At 60.4% G+C, this 22,762-nt stretch carries 19 protein-coding genes and 1 tRNA gene; 12 read left to right on the top strand and 8 right to left on the bottom strand.

Annotated elements, in window-relative coordinates; genetic code table 11:
• The first annotated feature begins 1 nt into the window (after nt 1).
• The 7 genes from HWQ56_RS25570 (at nt 2) to HWQ56_RS25540 (ending at nt 8,946) form a co-directional block, all read left to right on the top strand.
• Nucleotides 2–1,639, top strand: a complete 1,638-nt coding sequence (locus HWQ56_RS25570) for a DUF2300 domain-containing protein (protein ID WP_176572055.1) — start codon at nt 2–4, stop codon at nt 1,637–1,639.
• A 3-nt stretch (nt 1,640–1,642) separates the two neighbouring features.
• Nucleotides 1,643–2,458: a YfaP family protein gene (locus HWQ56_RS25565; protein WP_158152594.1), complete on the top strand. Its 816-nt coding sequence runs from the start codon at nt 1,643–1,645 to the stop codon at nt 2,456–2,458.
• Between the two features lie 270 nt (nt 2,459–2,728).
• Entirely contained in the window at nt 2,729–3,751 is a 1,023-nt protein-coding gene (locus HWQ56_RS25560) for a Fic family protein (RefSeq protein WP_176572054.1), read from the top strand.
• A 208-nt stretch (nt 3,752–3,959) separates the two neighbouring features.
• The gene (locus HWQ56_RS25555) at nt 3,960–5,012 is read left to right on the top strand and encodes an ADP-ribosylglycohydrolase family protein (RefSeq protein ID WP_176572053.1); all 1,053 of its coding nucleotides are present in this window, start codon (nt 3,960–3,962) and stop codon (nt 5,010–5,012) included.
• Between the two features lie 113 nt (nt 5,013–5,125).
• Nucleotides 5,126–5,201 (top strand) — tRNA-Phe (locus HWQ56_RS25550).
• A gap of 72 nt (nt 5,202–5,273) precedes the next feature.
• On the top strand, nt 5,274–7,028 hold the full coding sequence (locus tag HWQ56_RS25545; RefSeq protein ID WP_245217805.1) for a site-specific integrase: 1,755 nt from the start codon (nt 5,274–5,276) through the stop codon (nt 7,026–7,028).
• 232 nt (nt 7,029–7,260) lie between these two features.
• On the top strand, nt 7,261–8,946 hold the full coding sequence (locus HWQ56_RS25540) for an ATP-dependent nuclease (RefSeq protein ID WP_176572051.1): 1,686 nt from the start codon (nt 7,261–7,263) through the stop codon (nt 8,944–8,946).
• Nucleotides 8,947–9,039: 93 nt separating this feature from the next.
• Here the strand turns inward: HWQ56_RS25540 and HWQ56_RS25535 are convergent, their stop codons facing one another.
• The gene (locus HWQ56_RS25535) at nt 9,040–9,684 is read right to left on the bottom strand and encodes a recombinase family protein (protein WP_176572050.1); all 645 of its coding nucleotides are present in this window, start codon (nt 9,682–9,684) and stop codon (nt 9,040–9,042) included.
• Between the two features lie 328 nt (nt 9,685–10,012).
• Here HWQ56_RS25535 and HWQ56_RS25530 point away from each other — a divergent pair.
• Nucleotides 10,013–11,175 (top strand): IS3 family transposase gene (locus HWQ56_RS25530; RefSeq protein WP_176570905.1). Its coding sequence is split into 2 segments (ribosomal slippage): nt 10,013–10,268 and nt 10,268–11,175, totalling 1,164 coding nucleotides; the frame shifts between segments, so codons are not numbered across the junction.
• A 976-nt stretch (nt 11,176–12,151) separates the two neighbouring features.
• Here HWQ56_RS25530 and HWQ56_RS25525 read toward each other — a convergent pair.
• From HWQ56_RS25525 to exaC, 6 genes are all read right to left on the bottom strand, one after another.
• Nucleotides 12,152–12,880 (bottom strand): LexA family transcriptional regulator, encoded by a 729-nt coding sequence (locus HWQ56_RS25525; protein ID WP_176572049.1) that lies wholly within the window; start codon nt 12,878–12,880, stop codon nt 12,152–12,154.
• A 158-nt stretch (nt 12,881–13,038) separates the two neighbouring features.
• Entirely contained in the window at nt 13,039–13,566 is a 528-nt protein-coding gene (gene ppa, locus HWQ56_RS25520) for an inorganic diphosphatase (protein WP_158153440.1), read from the bottom strand.
• 113 nt (nt 13,567–13,679) lie between these two features.
• A complete protein-coding gene (locus tag HWQ56_RS25515; RefSeq protein WP_158153441.1) occupies nt 13,680–14,498 on the bottom strand; it encodes a M90 family metallopeptidase in 819 nt (272 codons plus the stop codon).
• 3 nt (nt 14,499–14,501) lie between these two features.
• Complete coding sequence (locus tag HWQ56_RS25510; RefSeq protein ID WP_158153442.1) at nt 14,502–15,158, bottom strand: DedA family protein; 657 nt, start codon at nt 15,156–15,158, stop codon at nt 14,502–14,504.
• Nucleotides 15,159–15,373: 215 nt separating this feature from the next.
• On the bottom strand, nt 15,374–15,832 hold the full coding sequence (locus HWQ56_RS25505; protein WP_158153443.1) for a GNAT family N-acetyltransferase: 459 nt from the start codon (nt 15,830–15,832) through the stop codon (nt 15,374–15,376).
• A 155-nt stretch (nt 15,833–15,987) separates the two neighbouring features.
• A complete protein-coding gene (exaC, locus tag HWQ56_RS25500; protein ID WP_158153444.1) occupies nt 15,988–17,508 on the bottom strand; it encodes an acetaldehyde dehydrogenase ExaC in 1,521 nt (506 codons plus the stop codon).
• A gap of 283 nt (nt 17,509–17,791) precedes the next feature.
• Here exaC and HWQ56_RS25495 point away from each other — a divergent pair, with 283 nt between their 5' ends.
• The 4 genes from HWQ56_RS25495 to HWQ56_RS25480 all read left to right on the top strand — a co-directional run bounded on the left by HWQ56_RS25495 (nt 17,792) and on the right by HWQ56_RS25480 (nt 22,061).
• A complete protein-coding gene (locus HWQ56_RS25495; RefSeq protein ID WP_176572048.1) occupies nt 17,792–19,687 on the top strand; it encodes a sigma-54-dependent Fis family transcriptional regulator in 1,896 nt (631 codons plus the stop codon).
• 118 nt (nt 19,688–19,805) lie between these two features.
• Nucleotides 19,806–21,155 carry a UDP-N-acetylmuramate:L-alanyl-gamma-D-glutamyl-meso-diaminopimelate ligase gene (gene mpl / locus HWQ56_RS25490; RefSeq protein WP_176572047.1) on the top strand — a complete coding sequence of 450 codons (1,350 nt, stop codon included), beginning with the start codon at nt 19,806–19,808 and terminating at the stop codon, nt 21,153–21,155.
• The gene (gene ubiX / locus HWQ56_RS25485) at nt 21,152–21,781 is read left to right on the top strand and encodes a flavin prenyltransferase UbiX (protein ID WP_176572046.1); all 630 of its coding nucleotides are present in this window, start codon (nt 21,152–21,154) and stop codon (nt 21,779–21,781) included. Before mpl ends, ubiX begins: the two co-directional genes overlap by 4 nt.
• Nucleotides 21,774–22,061 carry a YceK/YidQ family lipoprotein gene (locus HWQ56_RS25480; protein ID WP_158153448.1) on the top strand — a complete coding sequence of 96 codons (288 nt, stop codon included), beginning with the start codon at nt 21,774–21,776 and terminating at the stop codon, nt 22,059–22,061. The genes ubiX and HWQ56_RS25480 overlap by 8 nt, the downstream gene beginning before the upstream one ends.
• 50 nt (nt 22,062–22,111) lie before the next feature.
• On the opposite strand, the gene HWQ56_RS25475 is transcribed toward HWQ56_RS25480, so the two are convergent.
• Nucleotides 22,112–22,753: an oxidoreductase gene (locus HWQ56_RS25475; RefSeq protein ID WP_176572045.1), complete on the bottom strand. Its 642-nt coding sequence runs from the start codon at nt 22,751–22,753 to the stop codon at nt 22,112–22,114.
• Between the last annotated feature and the right edge of the window lie 9 nt (nt 22,754–22,762).

Raw genomic sequence — 22,762 nt, 5'->3', positions numbered from 1 at the left:
CATGAGACGTGCGCTGCTAGGCGGTTTGCTGTGCCTGCTTCCTCTGCTGACCTGGGCAGGGGAGGCGCCTCTGCGCCTGGCCTGGCCCCATGGCGCAGGGTATGAGCTGGTACAGTTCAGTGAAACCCAGGCCGTCGGCCGCACGCCACTGCCGGCCGACTTGACCACGCCTCTGGGCAGCCTGTGGAAACTGTTCGTCTATGCCTGGCTGGTGGACACTGACCAGCACGAACCGGCCTATGACTGCCAGGGCCAGGACCGCGACGAAGTCTATTGCTGTACCCCCGGCGGCACCATTGCCCGTGACGCGGCGCTGGTGCATTCCTGCGGGCTGTATTTCGACCCGCGGCGTTTGCAAATCGATGTGCAGCAGTGGCATGACTTCTGGCACGCCCGCCAGGCCCCGGCCTGGCTGGCCGACCTCGGCCAACTCCAGCCCGGCACCCGCGTCCCGGTGGCGCAGTTGCTCGACAGCTTGCGTACCCTGCCCGCCCAGGAGCAGGCCCGGCAGTTGTTGTTGGACGTGGTGCTCGACGCTGCCGACGGCCAGGCAGCGGGCAGCCTGGGCGGCCGCCTGCGGGTGAAAACCTGGAGCTGGCTGGCCGACAGCGACCCCAAGGGGCGCCAGGGCGGTTTTGCCGGCTGGTTGTCGGATGGCACACCGATCTGGGTTGGCGGGCGAGGTACCAGCCAGATGGTCCTGCGCCATTACGCCGACGTGCTCGGCGCTTTTCTGCCGGCGCCCTGGCCCAGGGACACCGGGCGTTGCGTGGAGGTCGACCTGTTCGCCCGCTACCCGCTCAAGAGCGTGCTGACCCCCTCGGGTACCCCTGCGCCCCCAGGGATGCTGCAAGGCCGCTACCGTGCAGTGTTCGCCAATGGCAACGATCTGGATATCGACAGCAGCGGTGACCTGTACCTGCAGCAAGGCCCCCGTCTGATCGCTCGCCTGGACCGCGAAGAATATGTTGCGCGGGTGCTGCAACGAGAAGCGACAAGCCAGCCCGCCGAAGCGGCCAAGGCCCTGGCCGTGGCCATTCGCACCTACTTGCTGCAGAACGCCGGGCGTAATGGCGACTGCCTGAGCATCGACGATAGCAGCAGCCGCCAGCGCGTGGCCCCGCGTGCCGCCACGGTCGATACGCGGCGCATCGTTGCCTGGACCAGCGACCTGGTGCTGGCGGGTAGCCCGGTCACCTACCACTCCGATACCCCGGGGCCGGACAAGCTGTCCTGGGCCCAGGCCGTGCAGCAAGCCCGTGATGGCCTGCGTTACGACGTGATTCTGCAGCGCGCCTACCCTCGTGCAAGCCTGAGCCGCTGGGACAACCCGGTCGCTTCCTGCGAAGCGCTACCCGCCGCCCAGGAGTGGTTGCAGAGCCAGAAGCGCCAGTGGCGCCCGGCCCTGGACAACGAAGTGGGCTACAACGAGCTCAACACCTTTGCGGTGTGCCGCCTGGCCTACGGCCGCCCCTACGTGGACCGCGAACGCCAGCGTATCTACGTGCGCGGCGTCCTCACCCTGCAAGACCGCCTGGACCTGACCCATGAATACCTGCACCTGGCCTTCGAGGCCCACCCCAATGGCCAGGATGAAACCTACATCGAAGGGCTCGCCCGCCACCTGCTTCTGGATTAGGCCATGACTCCGCGCACCCGTACCACCGTCCTGTTCCTTGGCGCCTTGCTGGCGCTGCCGGCTGCTCGTGGCGACAACCCCGTCAGCCTCGATACGCCTGTCGGCGGCTGGCGCAGCGCCAATCCGGAGGGCGAGCACTTCCGTCAGACCGTCAACTATCCGGCCTCATCGGTAAATACCCCCGCCGATCAGGCCGATACGGCGCGGATCATGGGGGCGATCAAGGGCATGCCCAAAAGTGCCGACCAGCCAGGCAAGGTCATCGTCAACGGCGTCGCCATGCCGCTGAAAATCGATGGCAATGGCCACTTCGACCGTCCTTTCTCGTTCCCCAGCGGCACCAACAGCGTTGAAATCCGCAGCCCTGACGGCCAGCAGAAGCGCCGCGTGCAGTTCCTCAACAGCGGCAGCGCCAGCCCGGCCAAATTGCGTATCCTGCTGTCTTGGGACAGCGACAACACCGACCTGGACCTGCACGTCATCACCCCTGACGGTGCTCACATCTGGTACGGCGACCGCACCGCCGCCAACGGCGCGGCCCTGGACGTGGACGTCACCACCGGCTATGGCCCGGAGATCTTCGCCATGCCCGCGCCGCAAAAGGGCCAGTACCTCATCTACGTCAATTATTTCGGCGGCGGTTACCGGAGTGATGACGGCGACAGCGGCGGCCAGGAAAACCCGGTCAAACCGCTGACCACCGCCCAGATCACCCTCATCACCGAAGAGGGCACACCCAACGAGAAAATGGAAACCTTCCTGGTGCCCATGCGCGCGCCGGGTGAGCTGACGCTGGTGCATCGGTTCAGCTATCCCTGAGGTCTTTGACTACCGGCAGTGGCCTTGGGCTTGTTGGCCAGTGGAAAGGGCGGTGCGGTCCGCCAGGGAGAATGCGGCGCTTGTGACGCGGCCAGGTCCGCTGCTACATCTGATTGCGCTACCAGGTCCTGCCTGCAAAAGGCCCGGAAGGGGGCGCTTGGGCGCTGGCACCGTACAAGTAACCGTACAAGTAACCGTACAAGTAGATCGGTGTACCATTACGGCCAATGAAGCTCCCATTCACTGTCCACTGACTCCCCGGAAAGACCATTGAATCGTTACCAGCCGCCCCTGACCCTCACTACCCGCATGCTCGCTCTGGTGGCAGAAATCAGTGAGCAGGTGGGCCGTCTCTCGGAACGCCGCGAAGCCGAGCTCACCCCGCAATTGCGGCGCGGCAACCGCATCCGAACGATCCAGGCGTCGCTGGCGATTGAAAACAACACCCTGAGCCTCGAACAGGTCACCGCCGTGCTCGACGGCAAGCGTGTACTCGGGTTGCCTCGCGAAATCCAGGAAGTACGCAACGCGTTCACGACGTATGAGGCCATGCCGACTTTTCGCCCAGACTCTCGGGCGCATTTGCTGCAGGCGCACGGGACGCTGATGTTCGGTCTGCTGGACGACGCAGGTGAGTTCCGTAGTGGCGGTGTAGGCATTTACCGAGGGGACCGGCTGGTACATATGGCGCCTCCTGCCAGCCGTGTCGCTACGCTGGTTGACTCGCTCTTGCAGTGGGCGGGCTCAACCGAGCTGCATCCATTGATCGCAAGTTGCGTATTCCATTACGAGTTTGAGTTCATCCACCCGTTTGCCGATGGTAATGGCCGAATGGGGCGTCTCTGGCAGACCTTGCTCCTAAGCCAATGGCGCCCGGTGCTCGCTTGGTTGCCCGTGGAAACCGTAATACGCGAACAACAGGATGCCTACTACGCTGCACTCTCGCGGGCCGACCAGTTGGGTGAGGCAACGCACTTCGTCGAGTTCATGCTGGGTGCGTTGCAGCAGGCTTTGCTCGATGCAGGTAGCACTGATGACCACAGCGCAGGGACATTGAGCAACCAGGTTGCCAGCCTGTTGCGGTGCTTAAGTGAACATCCGGCGATGAAAGCGGCTGAGTTGATGGAAGGTTTGGGAATTTCCCACCGTGCGACCTTCCGTGAAAACTACCTGAACCCCGCGCTTGCCCAGGGGTTGGTCGAGATGACCAACCCTGATTCACCGCGCAGTCCTGCGCAGAAATACCGAATCAGCCAGAAGGGCGCCGATTGGGTCGGCTCAAGCGCGGGCTGATCAGATTGCCTCCTCTGCGCTTCCTCAGCGGTAGCAACGCCGGGAACTGGCGCGCAAGTACCAAAAGGGTGCACGCTGTGCACGTATCCATACCGTGGAAAGCGCGAACTACCGAGCACCCTGCGTGCAGAAAAGGCCCGCATCGTAGAAATCGAGCAAGCACTGGGCCGCCTGCAGGACATCGAACTGGCATCGTAAGGAGACCGCCATGAACCGACTCGACCGCATCAAGGGCTGCCTGCTTGGGGGCGCCGTCGGCGACGCCCTGGGCGCCCCTGTGGAGTTCCTGGAATGGCCGGTGATCGAAGCCCGCTACGGCCAATGCGGGATCGTCGATTTCACCCCAGCCTACGGCCGTATCGGCGCCGTCACCGACGACACGCAGATGATGCTCTTCACTGCCGAAGGCCTGCTGCGCGCCTACGTACGCGGCAGCTCCCGAGGCATCTGCCACGTGCCCAGCGTCATTCACCACGCGCTGCTGCGCTGGCTGGTGACTCAGAACGAGCAGCCGGCCACGCATGTGAGCCATGACGGTTGGCTCATCAGCGAGAAAGCGCTGTGGGCTCGCCGTGCCCCAGGCACAACCTGCATCAGCGCCCTCAAGGCCAGCAAGCACCTGGGCGCGCCTGCCCAGAACAATAGCAAAGGCTGCGGCGCGCTGATGCGCTCCGCCCCCTGCGCCTTCTTCGCCAATGCTTTCGAGTGGGCCAGCGAAGCCGGCCAACTCACCCACGGCCACCCCAGCGGCTACCTCGCCGCAGGCTTGTTCGCCGACATCCTGCAACGCATGGTCGACCACGGCGCGGGGCTCGAGCAGGCCGTGGTCGACAGCCTCGCCAGCCATGGCGACAAAGCCGGCATGCATGAAGTGCGTGAGCTGCTGGAGCGCGTACTGTTCTTCGTCCGCCAGGGTGATCGGCCGACGCCCGAGCGCATCGGTAAGCTGGGCGGCGGGTGGGTGGCTGAAGAGGCGCTGGCCATCGGCGTGTGGTGCGCCTTGATGGCGGACACCCTGGAAGACGGCATCATCCTCGCGGTGAACCACAGCGGCGACAGCGATAGCACCGGGTTGGTGGCCGGGCACCTGCTGGGCATCGAGTACGGCCCTGGGGCCATACCGGCACGCTGGCTTAAGCGGCTGGAGTTGCGTGCGGTGATTGAGCGCGTGGCGGAAGACATCGAGCGTGTGCCGCGCGATTACTACGGGTATGGCGGCGAGGAGGATGAGTGGATCGAGGTGGCGTACCCCGGCGGTTGAGCTCTGGCGAGGACGGATACCCCGACGCGTGGCGTGTAACTACAGGTAATCATTCTATTTTTTTGCTTTCGAGCTTGACGCCACGCGCGTAAAAACGTCTAATCCCGCCTGCGGCCCAGATAGCTCAGTCGGTAGAGCAGGGGATTGAAAATCCCCGTGTCGGCGGTTCGATTCCGTCTCTGGGCACCAAATACCGAAAACCCCTGATTCCGCAAGGTCTCGGGGGTTTTTACTATCTGGAGTTGCTGTAACCCGTTACGCATGAGTACACATGGCGGGTACACGATGGGATTTATGGCACAACCTTGGAAAGATCCCCGCACCGGGACCTACTACATCCGCCGCCGTATTCCGAAGGATATCAAGCCGTTCCTTCCAGACGCAGGTGAGTTCCACAAGCGCTCGCTGGGCACCAAAGATGCCCGAGAGGCCAAGACCCTCTTCGCTGCCGCATGGGGTCTATCCGAAGGAATCTTCCTGAACACTCGCCTTCAGGTTTCCGGCACTCATACCCCTACCCTTCAAGACGCCATCCAGCTTGCTGCAAGATGGGCGAAGGGTGAGCTTGACCACATGGAATCAACCGGACGATTTGAGGGATATCTCATCGGCTCGGATGATGTAGGGCACGAGACCCTGCGGGATCACTTCAGCGTCAGAAACCCGAAAGCACTACTGGGCCCCGGTGGTCTGGAGTCACGCGCTCGACAGCACCTCGATCAAACGGTAGCCGATGAGCTCGCGAAGGCTTCTCTGCCAATGCCTTTGCCCGGTACGCCCTTCCACAAGTATCTGTACGAAGCATTCGTGGTGCAGTATTTGGAGCTGTCCGAGATTGCCTACAAGCGCCACCACGGCAATTACTCAGCGGTCCTTGAGTTACCCCACGAAGCCCCCTTGAGCATCGACAAGACGAAGGCAGCGAGCCCGAGCGAGACCCTTTCCGTGGTCTTTGAGCATTGGGCCCGGAATCATCGTCACATGGGTGATGGGAAGCGTGACGTTGAGAAGACCGCAGGGGAGTATCAGACCACTATCGTCCGCTTCATTGAACTGCTTGGCGACCTCCCAGTTAAGCAAATCAAGCGCAGGACGATTGAAGAGTTCTACAACCTGCTTCGTCAGTTGCCATCCAAAGGCGAGGGCCTCAAAGGGCTCAACGCACACGAGCAGATTGCCCGAGCCAAACAGCTTGATCTGCCTTCGCTGAGTAGTGTAACGATCAAGAACAAGCTGATGGGCCTTTCCTCGGTCCTGACCTACGCCGTGCAGATGGAATACATCGCAGAGAACCCAGTGGTCGCCTCGGGCATCACGAAGTCCCTGCGCAAGGCGAGCGCCAAACAATCGCGCACAGCCACTCGCAAAGGCTACACCCAAGCGGAACTCATTCGGGTCTTCTCAAGCCCGTTCTTCAAGGGGGAATGGGTCCCCCCTCGGGCCTCGTTTGGAGAAGCGTGGAAGTGGTTACCTCTCTTGCTCTGCTACACAGGCGCACGAAGAGAAGAGATTGCTCAGATGAAGGCCAGCGAGGTCCGTAAGTCCGAAGACGGCATATGGCATCTGGACCTCCTTGGCGTGTCTGAGGACGGAGCAGACGACGATAGGACCCTAAAGACCAAGGGTAGCCATCGCTTGGTTGTCATCCATCAAGACCTGATTGACCTTGGCTTCATTGAGTACGTCGAGGGCCTGCCTGCATCTGGACAGCTCTTTCCGGCCCTCAAGCCTAACCCTACGGGCTGGTACGGGCATAACTTTGGGAAGCGATGGGGAGCGTACCTACGTGAGGTTGCTGAGCTTGAGACGCCTGTGAGTCCGTCCCATGGGTTTCGCCATAGCTTTAAGACGATGTGTCGACAAGCAGGTATTCCCGAGGAGATACATGATGCAATGACAGGCCACGATGATGGGTCCGTGAGTCGCCACTACGGCGAACGCCACCTCCTGAAAATCCAATACGAACAATTGGGACGGCTACCGAGCACTGCCCGTCTGGCTGGGCTTATTCCTTAGTCGACGTACAAGCGAAGCCCTCCCGATGGTCGACAACTCAGTAGCCAAGAGATCGTGACATTGCACGCGCGCCCCTCCCCAAAAACGCTCCATGCGTCTGCTCTTGTGATACATACATACAAACCTCATTGAAAGAATTGAAAGCCTCACATCCGCAAGATACGATCGGGATGAAATCTTGATGCTCCGTTCGGGACCATCAGATAGAAAGCCAACCATAGATGGACCTTATATGAGTAATCCCGCAAAAAAGCCGAAAGTCCACTTAACGAACTTAACTTTTTCCAGCGACCAAGTCGTCACATTAGATCAAAATGATCGCATTATAATTGTTGGTGCAAACAACAGCGGAAAGTCACAACTGCTACGCGACATAGTGGAGGTTAGCGGCTCCGCCAACGCTACTCACGCCAAAGTCGTAAACAAGGTAGAAGTCTCAAAAGAAGGCTCACAGCAGAGCTTATTAGATTTTTTGAGGGAAAATAGTGAGCCTACCGACCCCAACCATTATCGCTATGGAACCTGGAACATATACGAAGGGAATCTTTACACTTGGGATTCCCCCGGCCTCCACCAAGTACTCCAACCGGCATTCATAAAAAACATCACTGCAAACGAGAGACTTAACATATGTCAAGATCAGGCAAGCATATCTCCAGGACAGCCTAAGACCAGACCACAGCACTTTTTGTACGACAGCGATAGTTTGACGGATAAAATAAGCGGACTTTTCAAAGCATCATTCGGAAAGGATCTCATGTTTGACTTCAGAGGAGGGAGCATACTTCCTTTGCATGTTGGTGAGAAGCCTTCCGGGGACATTATGGTAGACCGTGTAGGTGATGCATACACGCAAGCCGTCCGTAAAAACCCTTTACTATCCAACCAAGGGGATGGAATGAAGGGCTACGCAGGGATACTGTTTGAAGCGATAGTGTCCCCAGTTGACATCACCCTTATCGATGAACCTGAAGCCTTTCTTCACCCACCACAGATGAGGAAACTTGGAGAGACTCTCGCTTCACAAGCTAAGGGTCAGCTTATAGTTTCAACCCACAGCAGTGATATCCTTCGAGGATTTCTTGAAGGTACAAAGGGCCAACTTCGGGTCATAAGATTACGGCGGGAAGGCGACAAAAACTACGTACACGAGGCAGACACTGAAACGATCGAATCTCTCTGGCAAAAACCTGATCTTCGATACTCTAACGCTCTCGAAGGGCTGTTTCACGAGGAAACTATCATATGCGAAGATGATAGTGATTGTCGCCTAATCAACTCAATTGCTGACCACTGCGCAAAAACCTCCATATCTCCATGGAAAGATACAGCTTATATACCTACAGGTGGCAAACATGCTATCCCGCTGATTGCCAAAGTTTTAAGAAAAGCAGGCGTTCCGTTAAAAGCGATATTTGATATCGACTTCCTATCAGAAAAAGAGCTTGTTCAAAATACTATCTCAGCTTTCGGCGGCGAATGGAGCGAATATGAAAAATCTTGGAACATTATCAATGCAGGAGTGCGTAGCGGCATACCTGAAAAAAAGCCCAACCAGATAATCGGCGAACTTATGGAGATATTAGGCTCTGTCCAAGATGAGAAGGTCCCCAAGACTAAAATCATTGACGCGATGAAGCAATCATCTCCATGGAATACTGTTAAACGTCATGGCTCAAGAGTAATACCTCGTGGGGAGGCCACCGCAGAATTCAACAGCCTCAAAAACAAGCTTGAAGGCATAGGTATATACATCATAGAGGTGGGCGAAATAGAAAACTTCTGCCCAGAGGTAGGGTCACACGGTCCCAAATATGTCACATCATTACTTAAAGGAATCCCGCTGGACGACGGGAGACTTGCGGGCCTACGAGAATTTGTCACCCATGTACATATGGGCACAGCAAGCAAAGTGTAATTAACCTATAAGCGAGCAATCGGAGTGCAGGGCAGTCATTACAGATAAGCAGCCGAAGACATGCAAGATTACGCCAGCATGGAAATGGTTATCTTATGAAATGCTGCCCAGAAATACCGATTGCTTTAGCTTCGACGCACGCTGGACGGTTGCCGTGCTTGTGCCTGTAGCCCTTGAGGTTTCCCGTACACCCATACCCTTGCTCAGACATTCAATAATGCGCTGGTGCTTGTCCTGATCGACCCCACGCCCCTTATATGCACCTTGGTCTTTCGCTTTCTTAATGCCATCCATCTGGCGACGGCGACGATCCTCGTAGTCCTTCCGGGCAACCGCTGCGAGCATGTCCAAGAGCATGTCGTTGATGGCCCCAAGCATCCGCGATGTGAAGCTGTCCAAAGCTCCACGCCCCTGCGCCATGAACTGGTGCGAGGTAGGCAAATCGAGCGAGACCACTCGGACCTCTTTGTCCTTGATGATCCCCCGAAGATTCTGCCAGTCAACTTCTGTGAGACGCGAAAGACGGTCTACCTGTTCGACCAAGAGGACATCACCGGGATGTGCATCGGACAACAATCGGAACAGCTCAGGACGCTGGAGAGTGGCCCCACTTTCGTTCTCGATGTAGTAGGCCGCTACCCGCTCCCCATGATCCTGTGCGAAGACTGTGAGCTGATCCTTAGCCCGATGGGCATCTTGGTCGTTGGTAGAAGCCCGGAGGTAAGCGCGGATGAACATCGAGAAACGCCCTGTAGTCGTTTAGGTGTGGTCACTATATGTGTGGTCGTTACAATGGTCAACACCTTCAAAACAACCACACTCCATCGGGCGCCTGACCGTGGTCGCCGAGGCATACCCAAAGAACCACGGAAATCAAGCCCTTCGACCCCGCACTTAGAGGAGGAGATTGACTACCAATGACCGTCAAATCGTGATCAATCCTTGATCCTCTCCAAAGCCCTCATCTGGAGGCGCGAACGGGTTCGTGGTAAGGGCCAAGACTGTAGTGGTCTAATGAAACCGGACACCCATTTAGGCGAGAATGCTCGCCACAGAGAGGTGTCTGATGACCAAGCAACGTCGTACCTTTACCCCTGAGTTCAAGCGCGAGGCTGCGTGCCTGGTGCTCGATCAAGGCTACAGCCATACCGAGGCAGCCCGTTCGCTTGGGCTGGTTGAGTCGGCCTTGCGTCGCTGGGTGAACCAGCTCCAGCAAGAACGTGGCGGTGTCACCCCGACCAGCAAAGCGTTAACACCTGAGCAGCAAAAAATCCAAGAATTGGAAGCCCGAATCAATCGTCTGGAACGGGAGAAATCGATCCTAAAAAAGGCTACCGCGCTCTTGATGGCCGAGGAGCACGAGCGCTCGCGTTAGTCGATCAGCTTCGCTCCGAGGAGCCGGTTGATCTGTTGTGCTCGGTATTTGAAGTCACCCGATCTTGCTACTACGCATACTGTCGAAAACGCCGATCCCCTGATGCCGAACGGGTGATTTTGCGCAGCCGCGTGAACGAACTGTTTACTCAAAGCCGAAGCGCTGCGGGCAGTAGAAGCATCATGCTGATGATGAAAGAGGACGGCATGCAAATCGGGCGATTCAAGGTACGTAAGTTGATGCGCGAGATGAACCTGATCAGCAAACAACCGGGCTCCCATGCCTACAAAAAGGCCACCGTGGAGCGACCTGATATACCGAACGTACTTGATCGAGAGTTCAGCGTGGCATCCCCCAACAAGGTCTGGTGCGGTGACATCACGTACGTTTGGGCCGAAGGTCGATGGCACTATCTGGCAGCGGTGATCGATCTGTATGCGCGCCGGGTCGTAGGCTGGGCGTTCTCAGTCAAGCCTGACGCTGACTTGGTGATCAAGGCATTGGATATGGCCTATGAGCAGCGTGGCCGGCCTCAGGATGTGCTATTTCACAGCGATCAGGGCAGCCAATACGGCAGTCGAAGTTTCCGCCAGAGACTATGGCGATACCGCTTCACACAGAGCATGAGTCGGCGCGGCAACTGCCACGACAACGCGCCGATGGAGCGGCTATTTCGTAGCCTGAAAACTGAATGGATACCGACGGTGGGCTACATGAGCGCCGTGTTGGCTAAACAAGATATTGGACGTTTCCTGATGGAGCGGTACAACTGGCGGCGACCACATCAGTTCAACGACGGCTTGGCGCCTGCCGTTGCCGAGGAAAAACTTAACGCAGTGTCCGGGATCAGTTGACCACTACAAGACATCCGCTTTAAAGCTCATGCGAGGGTAGGCACGGGGGAAGTGCGCGAGTGCGCCCAGATTGAGGTAGTCACTCAGATTTTTGCTCCAAATCCCCAAGGTCCTAAGGATTTGGTGGGACCGGCACGGGCGGTCCATCAGTTCCCGAAATGTCTTCCTCCCGCCTTAGTTCATCGTTCACGCTGGTCTCTACAGCCCTAATGAGCGTAGCGATATCCGGTAGCTTTCGGAGCAATGCTGCGTAGTCGTAGCCTTTGAACATCATCCCGTATCCGTGGAACTCACCATTCGAACCCCGAAAGGCCATCGTTACGGGGGTGTAATAGCTCAAATCTGTGTGTGCGAATTGTTGCATTCGGACACGTACGAGTTCGTCGTGGAGCGAGCGCATGTCCGTGGGCACATGACCATCGGGTTTTAGTCTGTGCTTGGTGCCTTTACCTTGGTTTCCCGAAAAGGGTCGAACGTACGTGACTATAAGATCACGAAGCAGAGCATGTCTGACTTCAGGGCGCCTGTAGCGCTTCAAGACCTTCAACGCCTCTGCGGCTGCATTCAGGTCAACCGAATACATTCGAAGGAAATAATAATGTTCGTTGAATTCCAATTACGGACATCCTCTTGGGGAACGGTGGCTGTAGCCGGATTGATGCATCCTAATGCTACTCACCACACCCGCCCAGTACGATGCAGATGACATTCCCAAGGTTCTCCAGAAGTGCTTTCCTGCGGGTTTCGATCAGGCATTAAAAAGCCGGCTTGTGGCCGGCTTCTCGGGGACGGCGTTGGTCTATTTTTGGTAGACCGCCACCGCCTTCAAAAATGTAGAACCAATGACCTTGCGTCACCGGTTAGCCAGGCCGCGATGTACACCGCCCAACTGTGCAAGCCGGCTGCATGTGCAGCACGACTTGCGAAAATGTGCGCCAAGGATAGCGGCATTGCTGCCAAATGCCCAGCACAAATGTCATTGCTTCTCATCCGGTCGGCAGGGTTGCAGGGTCGACCACCAGAATACCCAGCCCAGTACTTCCACCGCTTCCTGCGCACTGGCCAGTTCATCGCTGAAATGGGCAAGGTTGTACGGGCGCAAACGCATGGCGTTGCAGGTCATCGGGTAGAGGTTTCGGATGGCCAGGTCGCCACCGTGGAGTACGGCATAGAGGTGGCCGGGCTGGTACGTGGTGTGGCTGCGGTCGATGGCCACGGCGGCGCCTGGCTGGATGCGCGGGGCCTGGCTGGTGTCAGGCATGATCAGGGCGGCGCAATGGTCGGGGTTGATGCGCAAGCTGTCGAGGGCTTCGCGAGGCAGGCGCAGGTGACGGTTGTCGACGGCGATGAGCTGCTGATTGAGGGGCCGATGGAATGGGATGAGGACGTCTTCGTGGGTGCTGGCGGCCAGGGCGGTAGGGCTGGGCGTGGGGTAGAGAAGGTTGTCCTGATCGATGAAGTGGTCCTGCGGATCGAGGGGCGGGGCGGGTGGCGGGAAGCGGTATTTGGGGCCCATGCCGGTGCGCAGCCAGTGGGTATGAACGCACAGAAGCCCCGCTATATCGTCGAGTCGGGCGATGGGCACGCCCCGGCGAATCCAGTTGTTGACGTGCTGGGGCAGGACATTGCGGTGCAGGGCCAGGTCGGACGGGGACAGGTGGCACTCCTGGAGCAGGGTCTTGAGGCGGTCGCCGGAGGTGATCATGGGGGGCGGGTTTCCCTGGGTAGTGGGTTCGCAGGGAGTGTGGCGAAGGGATTGGCGCGTAGATGTAGGACGTTTCTGAACGACGGAAGGGGCGGTGCGTGAAAACGCGAGCATGAAAAAGCCCTGCGCAAGGGCAGGGCTTTTTCGGGCCGGGTGGCTTAGCCTTTGAAGGCAGCGACCGACTTGGTGATTTCGGCACGGGCGGCGTCTGCGTCGCCCCAGCCTTCGATCTTGACCCACTTGCCTTTTTCGAGGTCTTTGTAGTTCTCGAAGAAGTGCTTGATCTGTTCCAGCAGCAGGGCTGGCAGGTCAGTGTATTCCTTCACGTCGACGTACAGCTGCGACAGTTTGTCGTGTGGTACGGCGATGACCTTGGCGTCGCCGCCGCCGTCGTCGGTCATGTGCAGGATGCCGACTGGACGGGCGCGGATTACCGAGCCTGGGGCCACTGGGTACGGGGTAACGACCAGCACGTCCAGGGGATCGCCGTCGTCAGCCAGGGTGTTGGGGATGAAGCCATAGTTGGCCGGGTAGAACATTGGGGTGGCCATGAAACGATCGACGAACAGGGTGTCGCTGTCCTTGTCGATTTCGTATTTGATCGGCGCGTGGTTGGCCGGAATTTCGATGGCGACGTAGATGTCGTTCGGCAGGTCTTTGCCAGCCGGAATCTTGCTGTAGCTCATTGGGCGTTGCCCCCGTTGTAGGCCAGTAAAAATGGCCGTCTAGGCCAAAAAGTGGCAGGGATTATTGCATAGTTTGCCGGCGTTGCCACGCCCGGCCGGACCGCCGCCCCGGCTCAGCCGTGGTGGGGTTGGCGGTAGTCGGGGTGGCTGGCTTGCAGGCCTTGCAACCGGGCCAACGGGTCCTGGCGGTAGAACGCCTTGAGCTGGGCGTGCACCTGGGGATAGGCCTGGTGCAGCAGGTCCGGCGCGCTGAAGAAATATTCGCTGGTGACCGCGAAGAATTCGGCCGGGTTTTCCGCGGCATAGGGGTCGATGGCGGTTTCGGCGTCGGGGTTCTCGTCCAGTTGCCGGTTCATGTCGTCGTAGGCGTGCTGCATGGCGGCGGCCCAGTCGCTGACCCGCATGTCGCTGTGCAGAGGCGGCAGGCCGTTGGCATCGCCGTTGAGCATGTCGAGCTTGTGTGCCAATTCGTGGATGACCAGGTTGTAGCCTTCCCAGCCCCCACTGGCCAGTACCCCGGGCAGCGCCAGAATGATGGGGCCTTGCTGCCAGGCTTCGCCGCTGTGCTCGCCGTCCCAATGGTGTTCCACGCCGCTGGGGTCGCGGTGGCGCTGGGGGCTGAGGAAGTCGTCGGGGTAGAGCACGATCTCGTGGAAGTTGCCGTACCAGTTCAAGTCGCCCAGGTGCAGCAGCGGCAGTTGCGCCTGGGCGGCCAGCAGCAGGCGGGTGCAGTCATCCAGCTCCACGCCTGGCAGGCTGGTGAGGTGCTTGTCCAGCAGGAACAGAATGCAGGCGTCCTGCAGCCACTGGTCCTCCTCGACACTGATGCCGTCGAGGATCGCCAGTTGGTGCCGGACCCGCTGCCACAGGCCCGGGTCGATGGGGTGCCGGGCCAGCGCCCGTCGGCGCCGCCAGGCGCGCAATGACCACATGGCCTAGCGCGAGGAGGCCTTGGCGGCTTTGCTGCCCATGCGGCTCTTGACGATGCCGATGACCATGGGCACCAGCGACAGCAGGATGATCGCCAGCACCAGCAATGACAGGTTCTTCTTGATGAACGGCACATTGCCGAAGAAGTAACCCAGGGTCACCAGGCCACCTACCCACACCACGGTACCGACGACGCTGAAGGCCAGGAAGCGCGGGTAGAACATTTTGGCGATGCCGGCCACGAACGGCGCGAAAGTACGCAGGATCGGCAGGAAGCGGGCCAGGGTGACGGTCTTGCCCCCGTGGCGCTCGTAGAAGTCATGAGTTTGCTGCAAGTAGTCGCGGCGGAAGATTTTCGAGTTCGGGTTGCTGAACAGCTTTTCCCCCGCCGTGCGGCCGATGATGTAGTTGGTACTGTCGCCCAGAATGGCGGCGGCCATCAGCAGCGCACCTACCAGCCATGGGTCCATGCCGCCGCCCGCCGCCACGGCGCCGGCGATGAACAGCAAGGAGTCACCCGGCAGGAAAGGGGTCACCACCAGGCCTGTCTCGCAGAAGATGACCAGGAACAGGATCGCGTAGATCCAGGGGCCATAGTTGGTCACCAGCAGGTCGAGGTAAGTATCGAGGTGGAGGATCAGGTCGAGCGGGTTGAAATCCATGTGCAACACCTGTGCAGGGCCCGACGCTACGGGCTTGGGGCTACTTGAGTGGGGGCGGTCGTGACGGTAACAAATCGTACAACCTGGCGATCCGGGATTATACGACCGCAGAGCGCCAATACCCCATGACTTTGTAGCCAGGCATTACGGATGTCTGTCGTCACAGGCAGTTGCGGGAGCTGGATTGCCAGCCCCCGCCCAGGCGGTGCTACCGGTCAGTCGGCGTTGATGGGCAGCACGTAGTTGAGGAATTCGGTGTCTTTATGGAAACCGATGGACTCGTACGTCTTCTGCGCCACTTCGTTGCTGGCGCTGGTGGACACCCGCAGGCGCACGGCCTGGGTTTCCTTGGCCATTTTCTTGGCGGCGCGGATCAGGTGGTCGGCTACCAGCTGGCGGCGGGCGTCCTCGGCGACGTAGATGTCATTGAGGATCCACACACGCTTGAGCGATAGCGAGGAGAAACTGGGGTAGAGCTGGCAGAAGCCCAGCAGCTTTTTGTCATCGTCGTCCGGCAGGGCCAGGTAGATGGTCGATTCCTTGCGTCGAAGGCGTTTTTCCAGGAAAGCGCGGGAAGAATCGGGGTAGGGCAGTTCGCCGTAGAACTCGCGGTATTTCACGAACAGTGGAGCGATCAGGTCCAGATGCTCCAGCGTTGCTTGAACAATTCGCATATCGGGCCTCGCGTGCTGGACAGAGAATGGCAACCAATACCACGGCATGCCGTTGGTCCGATGCTGCCCTAAAACAATTAGAAAGCGCAATCAAACGGACGCTGAAATGAATCAGCCCGGTCATGTGACCATGACCGGGCCGACCTGGTTTCAGCTTAGAAGAAGCCCAGCGGGTTGATGTCGTAGCTCACCAGCAGGTTTTTGGTCTGTTGGTAGTGGTCCAGCATCATTTTATGGGTTTCACGGCCCACACCCGACTTCTTGTAGCCGCCGAAGGCTGCGTGGGCGGGGTACAGGTGGTAGCAGTTGGTCCACACGCGGCCGGCCTTGATGCCGCGGCCCATGCGGTAGGCGCGGTTGATATCGCGCGTCCACACGCCGGCCCCCAGGCCGAACTCCGTGTCGTTGGCGATGGCCAGGGCCTCGGCTTCGTCCTTGAAGGTGGTGACACTCACCACCGGGCCGAAGATTTCTTCCTGGAACACCCGCATCTTGTTGTTGCCCTTGAGCAGCGTCGGCTGGATGTAATAGCCAGTCGACAGGCTGCCTTCGAGCTTCTGCACCGCGCCGCCGGTGAGCAGCTCCGCACCTTCGCCCTTGGCGATATCCAGGTACGAAAGAATCTTGTCGAACTGCTGCTCGGAGGCCTGGGCGCCGACCATGGTGTCGGTGTCCAGCGGGTCGCCGCGTTTGATCTGCTCGATCTTCTTCATCACTTCTTTCATGAAGGCCGGGTAGATCGACTCCTGCACCAGCGCACGGGAGGGGCAGGTGCACACCTCGCCCTGGTTGAAGAAGGCCAGTACCAGGCCTTCGGCTGCCTTTTCGATGAAGCTCTGCTCGGCTTGCATGATGTCTTCGAAGAAGATGTTCGGCGACTTGCCGCCCAGTTCAACGGTAGACGGGATGATGTTCTCGGCGGCGCACTTCATGATGTGCGAGCCCACCGGGGTGGAGCCCGTGAAGGCGATCTTGGCGATGCGCTTGCTGGTGGCCAGCGCCTCACCTGCTTCCTTGCCGAAACCCTGGACGATGTTGAGCACGCCCGGTGGCAGTAGGTCGCCGATCAGCTCCACCAGCACGGTGATACCCAGCGGCGTCTGCTCGGCCGGCTTTAACACCACGCAGTTGCCGGCGGCCAGGGCCGGGGCCAGCTTCCAGGCGGCCATCAGGATGGGGAAGTTCCAGGGGATGATCTGGCCGACCACGCCCAGCGGCTCATGGATATGGTAAGCCACGGTGTTGCCATCGATTTCCGCGGCGCTGCCTTCCTGGGCGCGCAGGCAGCCGGCGAAGTAGCGGAAATGGTCGGCGGCCAGCGGAATGTCGGCGTTCAGGGTTTCGCGCACGGCCTTGCCGTTGTCCCAGGTCTCGGTGATGGCCAGGGTCTCGAGGTGTTGCTCGATGCGGTCGGCGATTTTCAACAGGATCAGCGACCGGGCCTGCACCGAGGTAGTGCCCCAGGCGTCAGCGGCAGCGTGGGCGGCGTCGAGGGCTTTGTCGATGTCTTCGGCAGTGGAGCGAGGGAATTCGGCGATAGGCTGGCCATTGACCGGGGAAGTGGTAGTGAAGTACTGGCCCTTCACCGGCGCCACGAACTCGCCGCCGATGTAGTTGCCGTAGCGGCTCTTGAAGTTGACCAGAGCCCCTTCGGTACCGGGATGTGCGTAACGCATGGTGGGTTTCTCCTTGGTTTTTTTACTTTTGGCTGGAGGACGCGTCTGTGGCGTTCAATAGCGTAGAGCAAGTGTCGGGCCAGTGCCCGGCGCCCTAGTGAAACCGCGGCTTGCAGCGGTGGCATGGCCCGGGGGTGGCAACGGTTCGTGGCGGCTACGTCACAGCTCGCGTGACACTTTGTACCAGTTGCGTGACACCCGGGTTCACTGGGCCGAAGGTGGCATTGCATTGGCGCGGCGCCTGGAGGATGCTGGGCAAAACCCACTGGGAGAATAATAAAAAGTGCACAGTGATCATCTCAGCCGTCATGCCCGCCAGGTACTGACCGTCACCCGTGGCCCGGCCCCTTCGCGCGGCCCCGCCAGCGACCCCTCCATCGCCCGTTCATGGCTGCGGTGCCTGGAGGACTACCACCTCGATCCGTCCCTGGCAGTGGCGCCCACGGTCCTGGAGCATGGGCGCATCCTTGAAAGCCGCGAGCGCATGCAGCAGGTGCTGCAGATCGCCGGCGGGGAAATGGCCAGCCTGCACCAGCAGTTGTCCGGTGCCGGCCATGCGGTGCTGCTGACCGACGCCCGGGGGGTCATACTCAATTGCGTCACTGCGCCTACCGAACGCAAGGTGTTCGAGCGCGCGGGGCTTTGGCTGGGCGCGGACTGGAGCGAGGCTCGCGAGGGCACCAATGGCATCGGTACCTGCCTGGTGGAACGACAGGCGCTGACCATTCACCAGGACGAACATTTTCGTGGCCGCCATACCGGGTTGACCTGTTCGGCCAGCCCGGTGTTCGACCCTCATGGCGAGCTGTTGGCGGTGTTGGATGTCTCCTCGGCACGGGCCGATGTATCGCGCCAGAGCCAGTTCCACACCATGACCCTGGTGAACCTGTCGGCCAAGTTGATCGAAAGTAATTATTTCCTGCGGCATTTCGAGGACCAGTGGCTGTTGCGCTTTCATTTGCAGGCCGAGGCGGTGGGGTTTTTCAGCGAGGGCCTGTTGGCGTTCGATGAGCAGGGGCGCATTGCCGCCGTCAACCAGAGCGCCTTGAACTTGCTGGGGCGAGGGCGCGACACCTTGGTGGGCCAGGCGGTGGACAGCTGCTTCGATTGCTCGCTAGGTGAATTGCTGGGCCGCGCGACCCCGCACGCCAGCACGCGCTGGCCACTGCGTACGCGCGATGGCCGTTCACTGTTCGCCAGCCTCAAGGGGCGGCCGCTGACGTTGTCGGTGCCAGTGGCCAAGGTGCCTGCATCGGCCGCGGGTATTTGCCTGGGCGATGAGCGCCTGCAGCAGGATTTTCGTCGCGCCCTGAAGGTGTTCGAGCGGGATGTGCCCTTGATGGTCCACGGCGAAACCGGGTCGGGCAAAGAGGCGTTCGCCAAGGCTGTGCACCAGGCCAGCCGTCGCGCCGGCAAAGCCTTCGTAGCGCTCAATTGCGCCTCGTTGCCGGAAAGCCTCATCGAAAGCGAGTTGTTCGGTTACCGCGGCGGCAGCTTCACCGGCGCGCGCAAGGAAGGCATGCGCGGCAAGCTGCAACAGGCCGATGGCGGCACGTTGCTGCTGGATGAGATCGGTGACATGCCGCTGGCCTTGCAGACCCGCCTGTTGCGGGTGCTGGAAGACCGCGTGGTGGTGCCGCTGGGCGGCGAGGCCGTGGCGGTGGACGTGCGCATCATCAGTGCCACCCACCGCGACTTGCTCGAACGGGTGCGCGACGGCAGCTTCCGTGAAGACCTGTACTACCGCCTCAACGGCCTTGAAATCGAACTGCCTGCCTTGCGCGAGCGCACCGACAAGCCGGCCTTGCTGGACTTCGTCCTGGCTCAGGAAGCGGCCGGCGAACCCTTGTACCTGGAAGAACGCGCCCGCCAGGCACTGCTGGCCTACCCATGGCCGGGCAACGTGCGGCAACTGCGCAATGTGCTGCGCACGCTGGTGGCCTTGAGCGAAGGCGGACACGTGGCATTCCATGACCTGCCAGGCTACGTGCGCGAACAGCAGGTGCAGGCGCCGCAGCCTGAGCAACCGTTGGCAGAGGCCGAGCGTACCGCCTTGATCGGCGTGCTGGAGCGGCAGCGCTGGCACATGACGCATGTGGCGGAGGAGTTGGGCGTCAGCCGTAATACCTTGTATAGAAAGCTGCGCAAGCACGGGATCAGCCGGCAGATGAACGCCTGAGCTCGATCAAGCCTGAAACCGGGGGCCACGGGGATGCATCGCAGCGGCGTGTAACAATCAACGCGTGAGATTTTTCCTACCGTGGGCTACCCTGCCTCGATGTTTTGCGAGGTCAATCATGCACATTCACATTCTCGGTATCTGCGGCACGTTCATGGGGTCGCTGGCGGTTCTCGCCAAGGAATTGGGCCATCACGTCACCGGCTCCGACGCCAACGTCTACCCGCCCATGAGCACCCAGCTGCAGGCCCAAGGCATTGAGCTGACCCAAGGCTACGATGCCGCCCAACTGGACCCGGCGCCAGATCTGGTGGTCATCGGCAACGCCCTGTCGCGCGGCAACCCGGCGGTGGAATATGTGCTGAACAAGGGCCTGCCTTATGTGTCAGGCCCACAGTGGCTGGCCGACCATGTGCTGCAAGGCCGCTGGGTACTGGCGGTGGCTGGTACTCACGGCAAGACCACCACCAGCAGTATGCTGGCGTGGGTGCTGGAACACGCCGGCATGGCCCCAGGCTTCCTGATCGGCGGTGTGCCGCAGAATTTCGCGGTGTCGGCGCGCCTGGGGGATACCCCGTTCTTCGTGGTCGAGGCCGACGAGTACGACAGCGCCTTTTTCGACAAGCGCTCGAAGTTCGTCCACTACCGCCCGCGTACGGCCATTCTCAATAACCTGGAATTCGACCACGCCGATATCTTCCCGGACCTGTCCGCCATCGAGCGACAGTTCCACCACCTGGTGCGCACCATTCCCAGCGAAGGCCTGGTGATTCACCCCACCACCGAGCCAGCGCTCAAGCGCGTCGTCGACATGGGCTGCTGGACCCCGGTGCAGACTACCGGCCAGGGTGGCCAGTGGCAGGCGCGCCTGCTAAGTGAAGACGGTTCGCGCTTCGAAGTGCTGTTCGAAGGCAAGGTGGAAGGTACGGTGAACTGGCCATTGACGGGCCAGCACAACGTTGCCAATGCCCTGGCCACCTTGGCGGCCGCGCGCCATGTGGGCGTGGTACCGGCCATGGGGATCGAAGCCCTGAGCGCGTTCAAGAACGTCAAGCGGCGCATGGAAACCGTGGCCCAGGTGCAGGGTGTGACCATCTACGATGACTTCGCCCACCACCCGACCGCCATCGCCACCACCCTCGATGGCCTGCGCAAGCGTATTGGCGATGCACCGCTGATAGCGGTGATCGAACCACGTTCGAACTCCATGAAGCTGGGAGCCCACCGCGACGGTTTGCCGGACAGCGTGCGCGATGCCGATCAGGTTATCTGGTATGCCCCGCCGAACCTGGGCTGGGACCTGGCCGCCACCGCTGCGCAGTGCCCGGTACCGGCCATCGTCGCGGATTCTCTGGACGCCATCATCGCCCGGGTGAAAAGCCAGGCGCAGCCGGGTACCCATGTGGTCATCATGAGCAACGGCGGTTTCGGCGGCTTGCACCTGAAATTGGCCGAGGCCCTGACATGATTGGCCCGGAACGTATCACGCTGGCCATGACGGGGGCCTCGGGCGCCCAATATGGCCTGCGCCTGCTCGACTGCCTGGTGCGCGAAGACCGTGAGGTGCACTTCCTCATCTCAAAAGCCGCGCAGTTGGTGATGGCGACCGAGACCGATGTGGTGTTGCCAGCCAAGCCCCAGGCCATGCAAGCCTTTCTCACTGAATACACAGGCGCGGCTGCCAACCAGATTCGCGTCTACGGCAAGGAAGACTGGATGTCGCCGGTGGCGTCGGGCTCCGGCGCGCCGGCGGCCATGGTCGTCGTGCCCTGCTCGACGGGAACCTTGTCGGCCATCGCCACGGGCGCCTGCAACAACCTTATCGAGCGTGCTGCGGACGTTACTCTCAAGGAGCGCCGCCAATTGATCCTGGTACCCCGGGAGGCGCCGTATTCCTCCATCCACCTGGAGAATATGCTCAAGCTGTCGCAGATGGGCGCGGTGATTTTGCCGGCGTCGCCGGGTTTCTATCACCAGCCGCAGACCATCGATGACCTGGTGGACTTCGTGGTGGCGCGGGTACTGAACCTGCTCAATATTCCGCAGGACATGCTACCGCGCTGGGGTGAGTACCACCTGGGCGGCGATGAATAAGCGACTGATCGGCCTGCTGGCCGTGCTTCAATTGACGGGGTGCGCGACCGTGAGCACCTTGAACGCCGCCAAGCCAGGCGCGCCGGTGGTGTACTCCGGGGTGCGGCTGGATTGGTATGCCATCGAGGGTGGTTGCTGTGCGACGGACCATTTCGGCACCCAGGCGCCCGCCTGGCCGCGGGTGGACCTGCCGTTCAGCACCTTGCTCGATACGCTGCTGTTGCCCCTATCGGTGCTGACCGTGCTTGGCTTCGGCGTGCAGGCCCACGGCGGGCTGTAACCCTGCATGGATGCCTGACCGGCGCAACTCTGTGGGGCGGGGTTGCAGGGCTATTTGCCGAGCCGGCGCAACTCGTCGGACTCGACCACGCGGATGCCGTCCTGTTCTTCCAGCGCCAGGCGCCACAGTGCTCGGGCCAGGTCGCACACTTCGATGCCCCGGTACTTGCCGGGAATCAGCTTCGACAGCGGCCCTGCCAGCTGTTCGCTTAAACGCGGTTCCAGGCGTTGGCCCAGCAACAATGACGGCCGGACGATGGTCAACTGCGGCCAGTTCATGGCCTTGAGGTCGCGTTCGGTCTCGCCCTTCACGCGGTTATAGAAAATCTTCGACTTGTCATCGGCGTCTATGGCGCTGATCACCAGCAGGTGCCGCGCACCCAATTCCCGCGCGCGCTTGGCGTAGGCCACCACCAGGTCGTGATCGATCTGGCGAAAGGCTTCCTGGGAGCCGGCTTGCTTGATGGTGCTGCCCAGGCAGCAGAAGGCAATATCGACCTGGCCGCTGAGGCCCGGCAGCAATTCCGTGAACGTGCCCACCGGGTTTTCCAGGTGCGGGTGCTCGGCCAGGGGGCGGCGGGTAGGGGCGAGGACACGCGTCACGGTGGGTTCGTTGAGCAGGCGGTCGAGCAAATGCTCACCAGTCAAACCGGTGGCTCCGGCAAGCAGGATGTGCTGCGGCGTCAAGTACATGATGTCTCT

Source organism: Pseudomonas eucalypticola (genome assembly GCF_013374995.1).
Taxonomy (GTDB): Bacteria; Pseudomonadota; Gammaproteobacteria; order Pseudomonadales; family Pseudomonadaceae; genus Aquipseudomonas; species Aquipseudomonas eucalypticola.
The sequence above is the reverse complement of the archived record's forward strand: the minus strand, read 5'-3'. Positions and strand labels throughout refer to the sequence as shown.

What these genes read in the sequence shown, in the direction of transcription:
- HWQ56_RS25480 (WP_158153448.1), top strand. Translation starts at nt 21,774, where the DNA reads ATGAATAAGCGACTGATCGGCCTGCTGGCCGTGCTTCAATTGACGGGG.
- HWQ56_RS25515 (WP_158153441.1), bottom strand. Translation starts at nt 14,498, where the DNA reads ATGTGGTCATTGCGCGCCTGGCGGCGCCGACGGGCGCTGGCCCGGCAC.
- HWQ56_RS25510 (WP_158153442.1), bottom strand. Translation starts at nt 15,158, where the DNA reads ATGGATTTCAACCCGCTCGACCTGATCCTCCACCTCGATACTTACCTC.
- HWQ56_RS25555 (WP_176572053.1), top strand. Translation starts at nt 3,960, where the DNA reads ATGAACCGACTCGACCGCATCAAGGGCTGCCTGCTTGGGGGCGCCGTC.
- mpl (WP_176572047.1), top strand. Translation starts at nt 19,806, where the DNA reads ATGCACATTCACATTCTCGGTATCTGCGGCACGTTCATGGGGTCGCTG.
- HWQ56_RS25540 (WP_176572051.1), top strand. Translation starts at nt 7,261, where the DNA reads ATGAGTAATCCCGCAAAAAAGCCGAAAGTCCACTTAACGAACTTAACT.
- HWQ56_RS25565 (WP_158152594.1), top strand. Translation starts at nt 1,643, where the DNA reads ATGACTCCGCGCACCCGTACCACCGTCCTGTTCCTTGGCGCCTTGCTG.
- HWQ56_RS25535 (WP_176572050.1), bottom strand. Translation starts at nt 9,684, where the DNA reads ATGTTCATCCGCGCTTACCTCCGGGCTTCTACCAACGACCAAGATGCC.
- HWQ56_RS25545 (WP_245217805.1), top strand. Translation starts at nt 5,274, where the DNA reads ATGAGTACACATGGCGGGTACACGATGGGATTTATGGCACAACCTTGG.
- ubiX (WP_176572046.1), top strand. Translation starts at nt 21,152, where the DNA reads ATGATTGGCCCGGAACGTATCACGCTGGCCATGACGGGGGCCTCGGGC.
- HWQ56_RS25525 (WP_176572049.1), bottom strand. Translation starts at nt 12,880, where the DNA reads ATGATCACCTCCGGCGACCGCCTCAAGACCCTGCTCCAGGAGTGCCAC.
- ppa (WP_158153440.1), bottom strand. Translation starts at nt 13,566, where the DNA reads ATGAGCTACAGCAAGATTCCGGCTGGCAAAGACCTGCCGAACGACATC.
- HWQ56_RS25570 (WP_176572055.1), top strand. Translation starts at nt 2, where the DNA reads ATGAGACGTGCGCTGCTAGGCGGTTTGCTGTGCCTGCTTCCTCTGCTG.
- exaC (WP_158153444.1), bottom strand. Translation starts at nt 17,508, where the DNA reads ATGCGTTACGCACATCCCGGTACCGAAGGGGCTCTGGTCAACTTCAAG.
- HWQ56_RS25475 (WP_176572045.1), bottom strand. Translation starts at nt 22,753, where the DNA reads ATGTACTTGACGCCGCAGCACATCCTGCTTGCCGGAGCCACCGGTTTG.
- HWQ56_RS25505 (WP_158153443.1), bottom strand. Translation starts at nt 15,832, where the DNA reads ATGCGAATTGTTCAAGCAACGCTGGAGCATCTGGACCTGATCGCTCCA.